This window comes from Nonomuraea sp. NPDC049141 (assembly GCF_040648415.1).
Taxonomy (GTDB): domain Bacteria; phylum Actinomycetota; class Actinomycetes; order Streptosporangiales; family Streptosporangiaceae; genus Nonomuraea.
Genome location: NZ_JBEZDR010000021.1, coordinates 167,518 through 183,649, shown reverse-complemented (window position 1 = coordinate 183,649; position 16,132 = coordinate 167,518). Strand labels below are relative to the sequence as shown.

Below are 16,132 nucleotides of genomic sequence, written 5' to 3'. Positions count from 1 at the left end.
CCACCCCTATCCGGAGACGCTCGTGCCCAGCGTCGGGGAGTGCACCTGCTTGAGCACCTTCCCGTCGCCGAGGTACATGTGGACACCGCACGGGAGGCAGGGGTCGAAGCTGCGTACCGTACGCATGATGTCGATGCCCTTGAAGTTCTCCGGGCCGTTCTCCTCGAAGATGCGCATCCCCTGCACGGCGTCCTCGTACGGACCGGGAGTGCCGTAGCTGTCGCGCGGGCTCGCGTTCCACGGCGTGGGCGGGTACGGGTGGTAGTTGGCGATCTTGCCGTCCCGGATCACCATGTGGTGGGACAGGACCCCGCGCACCGCCTCGTGGAAACCGCAGCCGATCGCGTCATCGGGCACGTCGAAGTCGGTGAAGACCTTCGTCCGGCCGGCCCGTACCTCGGCCATCGCCTTGTCCAGGAAGTGGAAGGCCATCGCGGCGGAGTAGGCGATGAAGTAGATGCGGGCCCGGTTGCGCTCGATGGTGTTGGACCACTGGGGCACCTTCCACTCGAACCTCATCTCCGGCAGGAGCGTGCTCTTGGGCAGGTTGATCTCCACACTGTGACCGGTCGCCCGGACGAATCCGGTGTCGACGATGCCGGCCAGCGCCGTCGTCCAGAGCCGGGCGAGCGCCCCGCCGCCGGTGTCGAGCGCGAGGTGATCGCCGGTGCGGTCGTCGTACCAGCGAGGGCTCATGACCCAGCTGTAGTTGCCGTCCGTCAGGTTCCGCTTCTGCGGCTTCGGCAGCGTCGTCTGGTTCCACGGATGACGCCGGTCCACCGGGTTGCCGAGCGGGTCGTGGGTGACGAACATCTCCTCGTTCTGCCAGTCGTCGTAGAACGAGCTGCCCAGCAGGATCCGGAGGCCGAGGTTGATGTCCACCAGGCTCGTGGTGCGCAGCTCGCCGTCCAGGACGATTCCCGGGGTGACGAACATGCCCCGGCCCCACTCGCCCATCGTCCGGTAGTCGTAGTCGACGACGGCCGGGTCCTGGAAGGAACCCCAGCAGCCCAGCATGATCCGCCGCCGGCCGACCTCCTCGTATCCGGGCAGCGCCTCGTAGAAGAAGTCGAACAGGTCGTCGTTGACCGGGACGACCTTCTTGATGAAGTCGAGGACCCTGAGCAGCCGGGACAGGTAGTCGGTGAACAGCTGGGGTGTCGCCACCGTGCCCACGCCGCCCGGATAGATCGTCGAGGGATGCACGTGCCGCCCCTCCATCAGGCAGAACATCTCCCTGGTGACCCGGCTCACCTGCAGCGCCTCGCGGTACATCGCGCCGGTGAACGGGTTGAACGCCCGCATGATGTCGGCGATCGTCCGGTACCCGTGGACGTCGGCGTGCGGCGCCTCCGTGGTCTCCGCCCTGCGCAGCAGGCTGGGGTTGGTCTCCTTGACGATCTGTTCGCAGTAGTCGACGAACACCAGATTGTCCTGGAACAGCGTGTGGTCGAACATGTACTCGGCCGCCTCGCCGAGATTGATGATCCACTCGCCCAGCGGGGGCGTCTTGATGCCGTACGCCATGTTCTGTGCGTAGACCGAGCAGGTCGCGTGGTTGTCACCGCAGATGCCGCAGATGCGGCTGGTGATGAAGTGCGCGTCCCGCGGGTCCTTTCCGCGCATGAACACGCTGTAGCCCCGGAACAACGAGGAGGTGCTCTTACACTCGACGACCTCGTTGTTGTTGAAGTCGATCTTCGTGTAGATCCCCAGGTTGCCGATGATGCGGGTGATGGGATCCCAGGACATCTCGACCAGTTGCCGAGTCTCCTGAGCCTCCTTGGATCGGATGGTCACCGCGTCGTTCCCTCTCGCCTAGCGCTGTTCCGGTTGGTAGCCACTCGTCAACTCAGGCTCGTTGTGGCGCCACTTGGGCTCCTTGTTCACCGTCCTGTTGGTGATGCCGCGCAGCTTGCGGATGAGCGATCCGTACGCGCCGGTGGCGGTGGTGGACACCAGCGCACCGGGCGGCTGGTCCATGAACGGCATGAACTTGTCGGGGAACCCGGGCATCGTGCAGCCGATGCAGATGCCGCCCACATTGGGGCAGCCGCCGATCCCGCCCATCCAGCCGCGCTTGGGGACGTTGCAGTTGACCACCGGGCCCCAGCAGCCGACCTTGACCTGGCACTTGGGCGAGTTGTAGTCCTGGGCGAAGTCGCCCTGCTCGTAGTAGCCGGCGCGGTCGCACCCCTCGTGCACCGTCTTGCCGAACAGCCAGGTCGGCCGCAACTGCTTGTCGAGAGGGATCATGGGCGCCAGCCCCGCGGCCTGGTACAGCAGCCAGGTCAGAGTCTCCATGAAGTTGTCGGGCTGCACCGGGCAGCCCGGCACGTTGATGATGGGCAACCCACCGGCCGAGCGGAAGTCGTGGCCCAGGTAGTCGCCGAGTCCCATGCTGCCGGTCGGGTTCCCGGCCATGGCGTGGATGCCGCCGTACGTCGCGCAGGTGCCTATCGCGACCACCGCCCACGCCTGCGGCGCGAGCCGGTCGATCCACTGGTTGACGGTGATCGGCTGCCCGGTCACCGGGTCGTTCCCCATCGACGTCCAGTAACCCTCGCCGTTGATCTTCTCGTTGGGGATCGACCCCTCGACGACGAAGACGAACGGGCGTAGACCACCCTCCGCGGCCTGGTGGAAGGCGGCCATGAAGTCGCTGCCCGTCTCCGCCGCCAGCACCTTGTTGTGCAGGTGCACCTTCGGCAGTCCGGGCACCAGGCCGAGCAGCACCTCTTCAATGCTCGGCTGGGAAGCCGCCGTGATCGAGACCGTGTCGCCGTCGCAGCTCATGCCCTCCGAGGTCCACAGAATGTGCACCTCGTCCACAGCGGCGTCCGTCGTGGTTTCGCTCATGTCCACGGCCCCCGTCTCGGCAGTTGGGCGTAATGCGTTAGGTATCGCCGCCAATGACATGGAGTAAGCACTCGATGCACATAGTGACCACGTCGATGGAGGAATGCGGACGACCAGGTCACTTCCCTTGCCGATTCATGCACTTTCAGAGGTGCCGTCCGCATGCCGCCTAGGGCATTACCGGCCGGTCCAGCGCGGAGGTCTGCCTTCCGCGAAGGCGCGCGGACCTTCGAGGGCGTCCTGTGAGCCGAGCATCGCCCGGTAGCGCGGCAGGTCGGCGACACGGAGCGTCTGGTACGCCTCGGCCACACCCAGTCCCTCGGTCGTGCGCGCGATCTCCTTGATCGCCGCGATGGCCAGGGGCGCCGCGGAACAGACGTGGCGGGCCAGCTCCATGGCCGCCTCAAGGAGCCGGTCGCCGGGCACGACCCGGTTGACCAGGCCCCAGCGGGCCGCCTCGGGTGCGGTCATGCGCCGTCCGGTGACCAGCATCTCGGTCGCGAGAACGTACGGCAGTCGCCGCGGCAGGCGCAGGACCCCGCCCGAGTCGGGGACCATGCCCAGCCGCGCCTCCGGCAGCGCGAACTCGGCGGGCTCGGCGGCGACGATCAGATCGGCCGCCAGGGCGAGCTCGAAGCCGCCGCCCAGCGCGAGGCCGTTCACCGCGGCTATCACCGGCTTGTCGAGGGTGAAGAACTCGGTCAGACCGGCGAAGCCGCCAGGACCGTGGTCGGCGTCGATCGCCTCGCCGGCCTTCAGGTCCCAGCCCGCCGAGAAGAACCGCGCGCCCGCCCCGGTGAGGATCGCCACGCGCAGGCCGGGGTCCGTACGCAGCCGTTCGAACGCCGCGTACAACGCCTTGCTGGTCGCGACGTCGATGGCGTTCGCCTTGGGCCGGTCGAGGGTGACGGTCAGGATGCCGCCGTCCTCCGACATCCGTACGGGATCAGCCATGGTCCGCCGCCAACCGGATCAGCGCGTCGGCGGCCAGCACGCCGTGCCCCTCGGGCCGTACAAGCAGCGGGTTCACGTCGAGTTCGATCAGCCGCCCGGCGTGCGTCTCGGCGTAGCGGGCGATCACGCTGACGGCGTCCAGCACCGCCGCCACGTCGCCCGGCGGCCGCCCTCGGTACCCGTTGAGCAGCGGCCAGATCGTCAGCGAGGTCAGCGCCGCGCGGACCTCCTGCCGCGAGGCGGGCAGGAGCAGCTGAGCCACGTCCCGCAGCAGCTCCACCAGCACCCCGCCCGCACCGACGGTCAGCACGAGGCCGAACCGGGGATCGTGCCGGGCGCCGATGATCAGCTCGGCGACGGTGTCCTGGACCATCCGTTCGACGAGGAACCGTTCGGACAGGCCGGACATCCGGCCCACCGCACCGCGCACGTCATCCGCGCCGCGCAGGTTCAGGTGCACCGCCCCGGCCTCGGTCTTGTGCGGGAGAGACGTGGACACGGCCTTGACCACCACGGGATATCCGAGTTTCTCGGCGTACGGCCCGGCCTCCTCCGCGCCCACCAGCGCGCCTTCCGGAACCGGCAGGCCGAGAGCGGCCAGTGCGCGCTTGGCGTTCCACTCGTCCAGGAGCAGCGGCGTGGTCCCCGCGGACCGTGGCGCGGGCGTGACGGGCCGGACGTCTCCGGCCCGCGCCTGGGCGGCGCCGATCAGCGCGGCGGCGCGGATCGCGTCCAGGCATTCGGCCAGGCCCTGCATGGGCGCGATGCCTTCGGCCAGGAGCCGGGCGCCGACGTGCTCCGGCAGCCCTTCGGGCAGCGAGCTGACCACGCACGCCGGCCCGCCCGCGCGCCGGGTCGCCGCGATGAACGCCGCCAGCGTCGTCTCCCAGTCCGCCGGCACGCAGCGGTCCTCCCGGGGGAGGTCGACGACCAGGAGGTGGGCGTCGAATCCCGCGCCCAGCAGGCCGGCGAAGCACTCCGTCTGGGCTCGCCGATCGCCCCAGATGTAGGTGTGGTAGTCGAGGGGGTTGGCGATGGCGACCGCCTCGCCCAGCACGGCGCGCAGGCGCTGCCGTACGGCGGGCGGGAAGGCGGGCAGCGTCAGGCCGCGCGGCTGGGCGAGGTCGGCCACCAGTGAGGCCTCGCCGCCCGAGCAGCTCGCCGAGGCGATGCGGGTGCCTTTCCGGGCGCCGTGCACGCTCAGCAGCTTCAGCGTCTCCAGCAGACCCGCTGGATCCTGGACCCGGGCCACGCCCAGCCGCGCGAACAGCGCGTCGTACAGGTCGTCCGGGCCGGCGAGCGAGCTGCTGTGGGCGAGCGTGGCCAGCGCGCCGAGCTCGGAGGAGCCCGACTTGAGCGCGACCAGCGGGACCCGCCGGGTCAGCGCCCTGATCGCGACGCGCGAGAAGCCCGCCACGTCGTCCAGCCCCTCGATGTGCAGCCCGATCGCGGTGATCCGCCGGTCGTCCAGCAGCGCGTCCACGATCTCGGGCAGGCCGATGCCGGCCGCGTTGCCAAGCGAGATCACGTACGCGAGCGGCAGCGAGCGGCGCTGCATGGTCAGGTTCACGGCGAGGTTGCCGCTCTGCGTGACGATGGCGACGCCACGCTCGACGGGCGTGCCGCCGTGCTGGTCGGGCCAGAGCGCGGCGCGGTCGAGGTAGTTGAGGAGGCCGTAGCAGTTCGGGCCGAGGATGGCCATCGCACCGGCGGCCTCGATCAGGCCGCGTTGCCGGGCGGGCCCTTCGCCGCCCGCCTCGGCGAAGCCCGACGCGTAACACACCGCGCCGCCGGCGCCCCGCCGGGCGAGTGCCGCGACGATGTCCACCGTCGGCTCGCGCGGCACCGCGACGAAGGCGGCGTCGGGCGCCTTGGGCAGCTCGTCGACCGCGCGGAAGCAGGTGAGTCCCTCGATCGAGTCGTGGTACGGATGCACGGGCCAGAGCTCGCCCGCGAAGCCGACCTGCCGGCACTGGCGGATCACCTCGGCGGCGGGCCGCCCGCCGAACACCGCGATGTGCCGCGGGGCGAGCAGCCGGCGCAGATTGTGCCGGTGCGTCCGGCTCGCGTGGCTCATCCGCCGTACGGGCGCAGCAGCGCGCGGGAGATGATGTGCCGCTGGATCTCGCTGGTGCCGTCCCAGATCCGTTCGACGCGGGCGTCCCGCCAGAAGCGCTCGATCGGCAGCTCCGTCATCAGCCCCATGCCGCCGAAGATCTGGACCGCGTGATCGGTGATCCGGCCCAGCGCCTCGGAGGCGAACAGCTTGGCCATCGCGGCGTCCTGGTCGGTCATGCTGCCCTGGCCGAGCTTCCAGGCCGCGCGCAGCATCAGCAGCTCCGCCGCCTCCAGCTCGGTGAGCATGTCGGCCAGCTTGAAACCGGTGCCCTGGAAGCGCCCGATGGACTGGCCGAACTGCTCGCGCGTCGCGGCCCATTCCGTCGCCGACTCGAGCACCCGGCGGGCGCGTCCGACGCTGGTCGCGGCGACGGCCAGACGGCTGCTGCCCAGCCATTCGGCCATCAGCTCGAAGCCGGCGCCCTCCTCGCCGAGGCGCTGCCGGGCCGGGATCCGGCAGTCGGCGAAGGACAGCTCGCACTGGTGGTAGCCACGGTGCGAGACGCAGGGCGAGCCGCGCCGCACCGAGAGGCCCGGCGTGTCGGTGTCGACGAGGAACGCGGTGATGCCGGGCCCGGTCCTGGCGAACAGGATGACGAAGTCGGCCTGGTCGGCATGGCTGATGAAGTGCTTGATGCCGTTGACGACGTAGTCGTCTCCGTCGCGCACCGCCCGGGTCCGCATCGACCGCACGTCGGAACCCGCGCCGGGCTCGGTCATTGCCAGGCAGTCGTGGCGCTCGCCACGGATCGCCGGTAGCAGGTAGACGTCGATCTGCTCGTCCCGGCACGCCTGGAGGATGTTGCTCGGCCGCGTGACGAGCATCTGCAACGCGTAGGACGCGCGTCCCAGCTCGCGTTCGACGAGCGTCATGTCAAACGCGTCCAGCCCGCCCCCGCCCAGTTCCGCGGGCATGTTGGCGGCGTATAGGCCCGAGGCGAGCGCCTTGCGCCTGATCTCGTCCGCGAGCTCCTTGGGCACGTCGTCCAGCCGCTCGACCTCGTCCTCGTACGGATAGAGCTCGGTCTCGACGAAGCCGCGCACGGTGTCGACGATCATGTGCTGTTCGGTGGTGAGTGCGAAGTGCACGGATTCCGTCCTCACGGTCGTACGGAAGGAGTCTTGATCCCCATCACGTGGCCCACCGCCCGCGGCCGGGGCAGGGCGGCGTGGGCGGAGTGGATCGCGGTCAGGCGTTCGCGCAGGTACGGCGGCAACGGGGTCACGCGACCCGCGCGGGTGTCCACGTGCAGCAGCAGTTGCTCGGCGGTCGCCAGCAGCGCGCCGCTGTCGCCGTGGCGCATCTCGTGAAAGACGTGCAGACGTTTGGCGTCGAGATCGAGCAGGTGGACGGTGAGCCGCAGCGGTTCGCCCCTCGCCGCCTCCCGCAGGTAGGACAGGTGGGTCTCGGCGGTGAAGAGGGAGTGGCCGTCGTGCCGGTAGTGCTCGTCGATGCCGAAGTAGCGGAAGAACGCGTCGGAGCTGTCGCCGAACACCAGCAGGTAGCACGACTCGCTCATGTGGTCGTTGTAGTCGACCCATTCGGGCAGCACCGGCGTCCGGTGCAGGCACAGCGGGGCGGGGATGGCCGCCGAGGCGTCCCAGGGCCGGTGCCCGCTCCCCTCGTACGGCGTCACGACGCGAGACATGCGCATCACACCTTCAGCCGGGGCGTGTCGCGGAGGAGGGCGCGGGTGTACGGCTCGACGGGATGGTCGAGCAGCTGCCCGGTAGGGCCCGCCTCCACGACCCGGCCGCCGTGGAGCACCACCGTCCGCGACGCGATGGACCGGGCTAGGGCCAGGTTGTGGGTCACGAACAGCATCGACAGCCCACGGGTCCGGCGGATCTCGTCGAGCAGCGTCACGATCGACGCCTGGACGGAGACGTCGAGGGCCGAGGTGACCTCGTCGCAGATGAGCAGGTCCGGCTCGCAGGCCAGCGCACGGGCGATCGCCACGCGTTGCCGCTCCCCGCCGGACAGCCGGTCGGGGAGGACGTGGTAGGCCGAGGGAGCGAGCGCCACCTGGTCGAGCAGGTCGAGCACCCGCCGCTCCGCCTCCCTCCCCCGCGCGAGGCCGAACAGGTGCAGAGGTCTGCGGATGATCTCCCCCACGCTCATGCGCGGGTTCAGCGACAGGTACGGATTCTGGAAGACGTACTGGATCGCCTTGCGCAGCTCCCGGGTGCGGCGGCGGGCGACCGGGGGCACCGGCTCGCCTTCGAACGTGATGGATCCCGTCCATTCGCCGTGCAGCCCGGCCAGGCAGCGCGACAGCGTGGTCTTGCCGCTGCCGGACTCCCCCACGACGGCGACGCATTCGTCCCGGCCGACCCGCAGTTCCACCGCGTGCAGCACCGGTGTCCGGCCGTGGTGCGCGCGGAGTTCGCGGACGTCGAGGACCGTCTCCGCCGCCGCGGGCCGTCGCGGTGCCGCCGGGCTGACCGGCAGGGGTTGGGCCCGTACGTGCTCCGCCCGCAGGCAGCGCGACTGATGCCCGTGGCCCATCTCCGTCATGGGAGGCTCGGCCCGCGTGCACTCCGCGATGGCCATCGCGCACCTGTCGTGGAAGCGGCAGGCCGTCGGCCGTCCTCCGGGAGCGGGGGCGCGGCCAGGGATCCCGGCGAGCGTGCGCCCCTCGGTGACGCTGGGAATCGCGGCCAGCAGCGCCCGCGTGTAGGGGTGGGAGGGGTTGGCGAAGACCTCCGCCTTGGGGCCGATCTCGACGATCTGGCCCGCGTACATCACCGCGACGCGATGGGCCAGCTCCGCGACGACCGCCAGGTCATGGGTGACGTACACCGCCGCGACTCCATGGCGCTCGCAGAGGTCCCGCACCGTGGCCAGTACGTGGGCCTGGGTGGTCACGTCCAGGCCGGTGGTCGGTTCGTCGAGCACGAGCACCTTGGGCCGCGGCGCGAAGGCCATGGCGATGGCCACCCGCTGGAGCTGACCACCGGACAGCTGGTGCGGGTAGCGGCGCAGGAACTCGCCGGACGTGGGCAGCGCCACGTCCTCGAGCACCTCACGGACGCGGGCCATCCGGTCGGCACGGCGGCCCACGCCGTGCACGTCGAGGACCTCGCGGATCTGGAACCCGATCCGCAACACCGGGTTGAGCGAGGCCGCGGGATCCTGGGGGACGTAGGCGACGACGGAGCCGCGCCGGTCGCGAGCGGCCCGGCGCGGCGGACTCAGCATGTCGACGCCGTCGATCTCGGCGGCGCCCGCGGCGATGTGCGCCCCTTTGCGGGTGTGCGCGAGCAGCGCCGTACCGACGGTGGTCTTTCCGCTGCCCGACTCGCCGACCAGCGCCAGCACCTCGCCGGGTCGGACGTCGAAGTGGATCCCGTCCACCACGTCCGGGCCGCCGTGGTCCAGCTCGACGCGGAGGGCGGCGACCGAGCAGCGGGCGGCGGTCATGACCGCGCTCCTGGGGCGCGCGTGCTGTTTCCCGCGATGCCGTCGGCGATGAGGTTGGTCCCGATGGTCAGCACCGCGATCGCGATCGTCGGGGCGAGGATCGCCCATGGTTGTACCAGCAGGGCCAGCCGGTTCTGGTTGATCATCATGCCCCAGTCCACCGCCCGAGGGTCCGACACGAAACCGAGGAAACCGATCGAGGCCACCAGCCCGATCGAGTAGGTCAGCCGCAGGCCCGCCTCGGCCAGGAGCGGGCCGGACATGTTGGGCAGCAACTCGGAGAACAGGATGCGGGTACGCCGCTCGCCGAGCGCCTCGGCCGACTGGACGAACTCGCGGGTGGCCAGGGTCGTGGCCATGCCCCGGGCCAGCCGGGCGACGCGGGGGGCGTGCGAGACCCCGACGACCAGGACGACGAGCCACGGCTCGGGACCCACCGTCGCGAGGAGCACGAGGGCGAGCACGATCTGGGGGAAGGCGAGCACCACGTCGTTCAGGCGCATGATCACCTCGTCCACCCAGCCTCGGGCGTATCCGGCGACCAGGCCGATGACGACGCCGAGCACCATGCCGAGCAGCGTGGCCAGGGCCGAGGTGAGCAGGATGGACCGCCCGCCGTACAGGAAGCGCGTCCACACGTCCTGGCCGAGGTAGTCGGCGCCGAGCAGGGCCACCCCGCCGGGCGGCGCGTACGGCCGGCCGACGATCGCGGTCGGATCGTGCGGCGCGACCAGCGGACCGGCCAGGGCGGTGGCGGCCACGACCACGGTGAGGAGAAGCCCGGCCCACATGCGTGACGTCCTCAGCGAGGCCCGGAACGCGCGTGGCCGCGACGGCATCGCGGCCGACCGGCCGCCGACGCCGATGCGTTCACTCCGCTCGCTCATCGGATCGCCGTCCTCAGCCGCGGCGTGACCAGGATCGTCAGGGCGTCGGCGATCAGGTTCACCACGACGTAGATCGCGGCGATCAGCAGGGCCAGCGCCTGGATGACGGGGATATCCCGGTTACGCACCGCGTCGACCAGGCTCACGCCCATCCCCGGGTATTGGAAGAGGTATTCGACGACGACCACGCCACCGGCCAGCCAGGCCAGTTGGAGCGCGGTCACCTGGATACCGGGCACGATCGCGTTGGACAGCGCGTGGCGGCGCACCGCCAGCCGCTCGGGCACGCCTTTGAGCCTGGCCATCTCCACGTAGTCGCTTTCGAGGACCTCGATGAGCGAGGCTCGCAGGATGCGGCTGATGTACGGCACCACGGCCAGCATCAGCGTGGCCACGGGCAGGATCATCGCCGCCGGGTCGGCCCACGGCGGCGCGCCCGGCACCGACATCGACACCGAGGGCAGCCAGCGGAACACCGTGGTCGAGAACAGCGCGACGAGCAGGATGCCGATCACGAACTCCGGCAACGCCGCGACGGCGAGCATGACCACCTGGACGGCGTGGTCGGCCGCCCGGTCGTGACGTCGCGCCGCCACGAGCGCGAGCAGGAAGGCGAGCGGGATGATCAGCACCGCCGAGACGGTCACGAGGACCGCGCTGTTGACCACCCGGGTGCCGATGAGCGTGCTCACCGGCTCCTGCGCGGCCAGGGACGTGCCGAGGTTCCCGTGCAGCAGATCGCCCAGCCAGGACAGGTACCGCTCGACCGGCGGCTGGCCGAGACGCAGCCGCTCGCGCAGCGCCGCGAGGCGATCCGGGGTCGCCGAGCGGCCGAGGATGGCCCTGGCGGGGTCGCCCAGAGCCTGGGTGGTCACGAACACCAGGACCGAGATCAGCCAGAGCGTGATGGCGGCGAGCGCGAGGCGGCGCGCCAGCCAGGCCACCCAGCCCCAGGCGGGGGCCCGGCCGGCCGCCTCAGCCGATCGAGACACGACGGAACTGGTAGTTGGACAGGGGGAGGTTCTTGTCCGGGACGAACCCCGTGACCTTGCTCGAGTACGCGTCCACCTGGTTCCTGAAACCCCAGATGATGTGGCCGCCGCTGTCGTACTCGATCTTCTGCGCCTGTTTGAGCAGGTCCGTGCGCTTGGCATCGTCGAGTTCGCGACCGGCTCGTTTGATCAGCGAGATGAACGTCTTGTCGGCCCAGTGGGTCTCGTTGTACGGCGATCCCGGCAGCGAGCCGTCGGCGACCTGCGGCAGGTAACCGCGGGTGAACCAGAAGTCCTGGGCGAAGGTCCAGCCGAGGTACTGGTCACCGTAGAAGGTCGAGGAGTCGACCTTGCGGACCTCGACGGTGATCCCGGCCCCTCGCGCCTGCCCGGCGAACAGCTCGGCGGCGTCGACGGCGCCGGAGCCGATGCCGGTGGAGGTGACCAGCTCGATCCTGAGATCGGCGTGACCGGCCGCCTTCAGCAGGGACTTCGCCTGGTCGAGATCCTGATGGCGCTGCGGCAGCTCGGCCGCGTAGGCCGGGTCGAACGGCGCGTACAGGTCGTTGGCGATCCGGCCCTGGCCGTTGAGCGCCTGGGCGACCAGTTGCGGACGGTCGACGGCCAGGCGGAACGCCTGCCGTACCCGTACGTCGTTGAACGGCGCCGCGTCCACCCGCATGGTGAAGGGGGTCCACGAGCCGGTCTCGGAGATCAGGACCTGCGCGCCCGCCGCCTTCACCACGTCGATCTGTGACAGGGGCAGGTTGTCGATCGCCTCCACCTGGCCGCTGAGCAGCGCGTTGACCTTGGCGTTGTCGTCCGGGAAGTCGATGATGACGAGCCGGTCGGCGTAGGCCTTCTCCCCCCAGTAGTCGTCGAACCGCTTGAACGAGCTCTGCTCGCCGGGCTGGAAGGACTCGAAGGCGAACGGTCCGGTGCCGATCGGCTTGCGTACGTCGAAGCCGACCGGCACGATGCCGAGCGCGTACTGCGCGAGCTGGTCCTTGAGCAGGGCGTAGGGGTACTTCAGCCCGATCTGGACGGTCCGCGCATCGATCTTCTTGAGCTCGGCCGGATCGATCATCGCCAGGCCCGATGCCCCGGAGCCCGGATCCTTCGGGTCGATGATCCGTCTCAGGGAGAAAATGACGTCGTCGGCGTCCACGGTCTTGCCGTTGTGGAACCGGACGCCCTCTCGCAGACGGAGCGTCCAGACCTGCCCGTCCTTCGACGTCTCCAGGCTCTCGCCCACCAGCGGCTGGATCTCGTACGCCGGGCTGCGGGTGAACAGCGGCTCATAGAGGTTCAGCACCCGCGCCTGGTCGGGGTACGTGACGGGGTTGTGCGGATCCACCGAGTCCTTGGCGCTGCCCCCCGTGGCGCCCACACGCAGGACGCCGCCTCTCACGGGAGCGGTTGAGGCAGACGGTTGCCGGGTGGCTCCGGTGTTGTCGCCGCAGGCGGCGAGAAGTCCTCCGGATACAATTCCTGCGCTGAGCAGGGCACTGTTGCGGAGAATCTCCCGCCTTGTCTGGCCCTGATTCCGAGTGCTCATCACAACTTGGACCTCGCGATCATGTCCCGTTGCTCTTATCGTGCAATCAATGCTCGAATGGCGTGACAATAGATGCGCCATGCGAACAGGTCAAGAGTCCAGAATGTGAGGCCACGATGACGGACACCGGCCAGGAGCACGATGGAGCGCCGTCCGGCAGGGTGCAGTCGCTGGAGCGGGCGATCGCGCTGCTGAACGCCGTGGCGGACAGTTCGCCGCAAGGCGAGACCGTGGCGAACCTCGCCGCCCGGTGCGGCCTCAACCGCGCGACCGCGTGGCGGCTGCTCGCCACGATGGAGCGGCACTCGATGGTCGAGCGCGACCCGCACACCAGCCGGTACGCGATCGGGTTCGCCGTCGCCCGGCTGGCCACGGCGGCTGGCGTCGACGGCCTGGTCCGGCGCGCCCACGGCGTGGTGGAGCGCGTCTCCCGGCAGACCGGCGAGACCGCCAACCTCGCGGTCGCCCGCCCTCTCGGGCTGACCTACGTCGACGAGGTCACCCCGCCCGTCGTGCTCAGCGCCAAGTGGCTGGGCCGCCAGGTCCCGCTGCACGCCACCTCCACCGGCAAGGCGTTGCTGGCCTGGCTGCCGGCGGCCGACGTCGAGTCGCTGCTCGCGGGGCCGCTCACGGCGTACACCGACACGACGGTCACCGATCAGGTGCGGCTGCGCTCGGAGCTGGCGCTCACGAAGGAGCGTGGCTATGGCGTGTGCGTCGGTGAGATGGAGCCGAACCTGTACGGCGTGTCCGCCCCGGTGCTCGACGAGCACGAGCGCCCCGTCGCCGTGATCAGCATCTGGGGTCCGAAGGACCGGGTGCCGGAGGACCGGTTCGCCGCGCTCGGCGCTCTGGCGTGCGAGGCCGCCGCCGACATCGCGGAGGCGACGGCGAGGGCTTGACAGACCGGGTTCTCATTGCAGATTGTGAGATGGCCGTTCGTTATATGAGCGAAGGGACAAGCCAATGTCTCGCAAGGTCATCCTCACCTGTGCCGTGACGGGGTCCGGTCACACGCCGACGATGTCACCGCACCTGCCGTTCACCGTCGAGGACATCGTCGCCGACTCGGTGGCCGCCGTGGAGGCGGGCGCCTCGGTCATCCACCTGCACGCCCGCGATCCCAGAGACGGCCGGCCGACGCCCGATCCGGCGGTCTTCATGGAGTACCTGAAGCCCATCAAGGCGGCCACCGACGCCGTCGTGAGCATCACCACCGGCGGCGGCACCGGGATGACCGTCGAGCAGCGCCTTGAGGTCATCGAGGTGGCGCGGCCCGAGCTGTGCACGCTCAACCTGGGCACCATGAACTACGGCGGCTTCCCGATGATCGACAAGCACCGCGGCCAGTGGCGGTTCGACTGGGAGGAGCCCTACCTCGAAAGCACCCGCAGCGAGCCGTTCGTGAGCACGTACGCCGACATCGAGCACATGCTCCGCACGGTCGGCCCGGAGACCGGGGCCAGGTTCGAGTACGAGGCCTATGACGTGGGTCACCTCTACACGCTGGCCTACTATCTGGAGCTCGGCCTGGTGAAGCCGCCCATCTTCCTCCAGACGATCATGGGTGTGATGGGGGGCATCGGCGCCGACGTCGATCATCTCGTCCACATGAAGCGGACCGCCGACCGCCTGCTCGGCGACACGTACGAGTGGTCCGTGCTGGGCGGAGGGCGCCACCAGTTCAACATGGTCACGGTGGCGGCCGTCATGGGCGGGCACGTGCGGGTGGGCCTCGAAGACGGCCTCTACCTCGGCAAGGGACGGCTGGCGCCGTCCAACGCCGAGCAGGTGCGCAAGCTCCGCCGGATCCTGGAGGAGCTGTCCCTGGAAGTGGCGACCCCGGCGGAGACCCGCCAGATCCTCGACCTCAAGGGCCTGGACCAGGTGGCCTTCTGATGGGCTTCGCGGCTCCCGAGTCCGTGACCGTCGTCGCGGTCGTGGGCACCGGTGTCATCGGCGGCGGGTGGGCGGCCCACTTCCTGCGCATGGGGTATGACGTCGTCGCGTTCGACCCCGGCCCCCAGGCGGAGGAGCGGCTGACCGCCCTGGTCGACAACGCGTGGCCGACGCTGGAGCGGCTCGGCCTGGCCGCCGGCGCGAGCCGCGACCGCCTGCGCTTCACCGGGTCTCTGGATGAGGCCGTCTCCGGTGCCGGCTTCGTGCAGGAGTCGACGCCGGAGAACCTCGACGCGAAGGTCCGCGTCCTCGCCGACATCGACGCGGCGGCCCCGCCGGGGGTCGTCGTCGCGTCGAGCACGTCCGGCTTCGCCATGACCGACATGCAGTCCGGCTGCCGTACCCCTGACCGCTTCGTCGTCGGCCACCCGTTCAACCCGCCGTACCTGATCCCCCTCGTGGAGGTCGTCGGCGGCAAGGCGACCTCGGCCGCCGCGGTCGACTGGGCGGACCGGTTCTACCGGGTCGCGGGCAAGGTCTCGCTGAAGATGGACCGCGAACTGCCCGGCTTCATCGGCAACCGGCTGCAGGAGGCGCTGTGGCGCGAGGCTCTCCACATGGTCGCTGCGGGGGAGGCGACCGTGGACCAGCTCGACGCCTCCATCGCGTACGGGCCCGGACTCCGCTGGGCGCTGATGGGCCCCTGCCTCACCTTCCATCTCGCGGGCGGCCCCGGCGGCATGTCCCACATGCTCGACCATTTCGGGCCCGCGCTGCTGGAACCGTGGACCCGGCTCCAGGCGCCGCCGCTCACCCCGTCGCTGCGTGACCAGATGGTGTCGGGGTGCGCGGCCGAGGCCGCCGGCCGATCGATCGAGCAGCTCGAACGGGAGCGGGACGACTTCCTGGTCGACCTGCTGCTCCTCCTGGAACGCCACGCCGAGCGGTGGGGCCGTGCCTGACCTTCGGCAGGCGCCGTTCGCCGCCTACAGCACGCGGGTCCTGGCCGACTGGGTCGACTACAACGGCCACATGAACGACGCGTACTACGCGCTCGTGTGCGGCCGGGCGAGCGAGGCGCTCCTCGACGCGCTCGGCCTCGGCGCGAAGTACCAGGAATCAACCGGATGCACGACCTACACCGTCGAGTCGCACCTGCGCTACCTGAAGGAGGCCCGCGCCGGCGAGACGGTCCGCGTGCTGACGCTCCTCGTCGAAGCCGCTCCCAAGCGTCTGCGGATGCGCCACAGCCTGCGCAACGGCGGCGACGAGGAGATCGCCACGGGCGAATTCGTCTACCTGCACGTCAACCAGCTCAGCGGGCGCGTCGAACCGATGCCGCCGGACCGGCAGGAGCTCGTGACCGCCGTGTTCGCCACCCACGAACCGCTCTCTCGTCGGGCCGTGTAGTATTCAGACTATTTAGGTAGGAATAAGGGAA

Annotated in this window: 14 protein-coding genes; 4 read left to right on the top strand and 10 right to left on the bottom strand. The window is 70.2% G+C overall.

Annotated features, from left to right (window positions below; genetic code table 11):
* Positions 1–6: 6 nt before the first annotated feature.
* The 10 genes from AB0B91_RS47060 to AB0B91_RS47015 all read right to left on the bottom strand — a co-directional run bounded on the left by AB0B91_RS47060 (position 7) and on the right by AB0B91_RS47015 (position 12,624).
* On the bottom strand, positions 7–1,800 hold the full coding sequence (locus tag AB0B91_RS47060; RefSeq protein ID WP_358335461.1) for a nickel-dependent hydrogenase large subunit: 1,794 nt from the start codon (positions 1,798–1,800) through the stop codon (positions 7–9).
* An 18-nt stretch (positions 1,801–1,818) separates the two neighbouring features.
* Positions 1,819–2,859: a hydrogenase expression protein HypE gene (locus AB0B91_RS47055; protein ID WP_358335457.1), complete on the bottom strand. Its 1,041-nt coding sequence runs from the start codon at positions 2,857–2,859 to the stop codon at positions 1,819–1,821.
* A 177-nt stretch (positions 2,860–3,036) separates the two neighbouring features.
* Positions 3,037–3,813 carry an enoyl-CoA hydratase-related protein gene (locus AB0B91_RS47050; protein WP_358335454.1) on the bottom strand — a complete coding sequence of 259 codons (777 nt, stop codon included), beginning with the start codon at positions 3,811–3,813 and terminating at the stop codon, positions 3,037–3,039.
* Positions 3,806–5,890: an acetate--CoA ligase family protein gene (locus AB0B91_RS47045; RefSeq protein ID WP_358335452.1), complete on the bottom strand. Its 2,085-nt coding sequence runs from the start codon at positions 5,888–5,890 to the stop codon at positions 3,806–3,808. The genes AB0B91_RS47050 and AB0B91_RS47045 overlap by 8 nt, the downstream gene beginning before the upstream one ends.
* Positions 5,887–7,020, bottom strand: coding sequence for an acyl-CoA dehydrogenase family protein (locus AB0B91_RS47040; RefSeq protein WP_358335450.1), 1,134 nt, complete (start codon positions 7,018–7,020; stop codon positions 5,887–5,889). Before AB0B91_RS47040 ends, AB0B91_RS47045 begins: the two co-directional genes overlap by 4 nt.
* An 11-nt stretch (positions 7,021–7,031) precedes the next feature.
* Entirely contained in the window at positions 7,032–7,580 is a 549-nt protein-coding gene (locus AB0B91_RS47035; protein ID WP_358335447.1) for a thioesterase family protein, read from the bottom strand.
* Between the two features lie 5 nt (positions 7,581–7,585).
* Positions 7,586–9,355 carry an ABC transporter ATP-binding protein gene (locus AB0B91_RS47030; RefSeq protein WP_358335444.1) on the bottom strand — a complete coding sequence of 590 codons (1,770 nt, stop codon included), beginning with the start codon at positions 9,353–9,355 and terminating at the stop codon, positions 7,586–7,588.
* On the bottom strand, positions 9,352–10,242 hold the full coding sequence (locus tag AB0B91_RS47025; RefSeq protein WP_358335441.1) for an ABC transporter permease: 891 nt from the start codon (positions 10,240–10,242) through the stop codon (positions 9,352–9,354). The genes AB0B91_RS47030 and AB0B91_RS47025 overlap by 4 nt, the downstream gene beginning before the upstream one ends.
* Positions 10,239–11,234 carry an ABC transporter permease gene (locus AB0B91_RS47020; protein ID WP_358335438.1) on the bottom strand — a complete coding sequence of 332 codons (996 nt, stop codon included), beginning with the start codon at positions 11,232–11,234 and terminating at the stop codon, positions 10,239–10,241. Before AB0B91_RS47020 ends, AB0B91_RS47025 begins: the two co-directional genes overlap by 4 nt.
* Entirely contained in the window at positions 11,218–12,624 is a 1,407-nt protein-coding gene (locus AB0B91_RS47015; protein ID WP_358335435.1) for an ABC transporter substrate-binding protein, read from the bottom strand. The genes AB0B91_RS47020 and AB0B91_RS47015 overlap by 17 nt, the downstream gene beginning before the upstream one ends.
* 284 nt (positions 12,625–12,908) lie before the next feature.
* Here AB0B91_RS47015 and AB0B91_RS47010 point away from each other — a divergent pair, with 284 nt between their 5' ends.
* The 4 genes from AB0B91_RS47010 (at position 12,909) to AB0B91_RS46995 (ending at position 16,101) form a co-directional block, all read left to right on the top strand.
* On the top strand, positions 12,909–13,694 hold the full coding sequence (locus AB0B91_RS47010) for an IclR family transcriptional regulator (protein WP_358335433.1): 786 nt from the start codon (positions 12,909–12,911) through the stop codon (positions 13,692–13,694).
* Positions 13,695–13,758: 64 nt separating this feature from the next.
* Positions 13,759–14,691 carry a 3-keto-5-aminohexanoate cleavage protein gene (locus AB0B91_RS47005; RefSeq protein ID WP_358335430.1) on the top strand — a complete coding sequence of 311 codons (933 nt, stop codon included), beginning with the start codon at positions 13,759–13,761 and terminating at the stop codon, positions 14,689–14,691.
* Positions 14,691–15,653 carry a 3-hydroxyacyl-CoA dehydrogenase NAD-binding domain-containing protein gene (locus AB0B91_RS47000; RefSeq protein WP_358335428.1) on the top strand — a complete coding sequence of 321 codons (963 nt, stop codon included), beginning with the start codon at positions 14,691–14,693 and terminating at the stop codon, positions 15,651–15,653. Before AB0B91_RS47005 ends, AB0B91_RS47000 begins: the two co-directional genes overlap by 1 nt.
* Entirely contained in the window at positions 15,646–16,101 is a 456-nt protein-coding gene (locus AB0B91_RS46995) for a thioesterase family protein (RefSeq protein WP_358335425.1), read from the top strand. Before AB0B91_RS47000 ends, AB0B91_RS46995 begins: the two co-directional genes overlap by 8 nt.
* The last annotated feature ends 31 nt before the right edge of the window (positions 16,102–16,132 follow it).

Coding starts and splice junctions, on each gene's coding strand:
- AB0B91_RS47055 (WP_358335457.1), bottom strand. CDS start 2,859: ATGAGCGAAACCACGACGGACGCCGCTGTGGACGAGGTGCACATTCTG.
- AB0B91_RS47050 (WP_358335454.1), bottom strand. CDS start 3,813: ATGGCTGATCCCGTACGGATGTCGGAGGACGGCGGCATCCTGACCGTC.
- AB0B91_RS47045 (WP_358335452.1), bottom strand. CDS start 5,890: ATGAGCCACGCGAGCCGGACGCACCGGCACAATCTGCGCCGGCTGCTC.
- AB0B91_RS47035 (WP_358335447.1), bottom strand. CDS start 7,580: ATGTCTCGCGTCGTGACGCCGTACGAGGGGAGCGGGCACCGGCCCTGG.
- AB0B91_RS47030 (WP_358335444.1), bottom strand. CDS start 9,355: ATGACCGCCGCCCGCTGCTCGGTCGCCGCCCTCCGCGTCGAGCTGGAC.
- AB0B91_RS47025 (WP_358335441.1), bottom strand. CDS start 10,242: ATGAGCGAGCGGAGTGAACGCATCGGCGTCGGCGGCCGGTCGGCCGCG.
- AB0B91_RS47010 (WP_358335433.1), top strand. CDS start 12,909: ATGACGGACACCGGCCAGGAGCACGATGGAGCGCCGTCCGGCAGGGTG.
- AB0B91_RS47005 (WP_358335430.1), top strand. CDS start 13,759: ATGTCTCGCAAGGTCATCCTCACCTGTGCCGTGACGGGGTCCGGTCAC.
- AB0B91_RS47000 (WP_358335428.1), top strand. CDS start 14,691: ATGGGCTTCGCGGCTCCCGAGTCCGTGACCGTCGTCGCGGTCGTGGGC.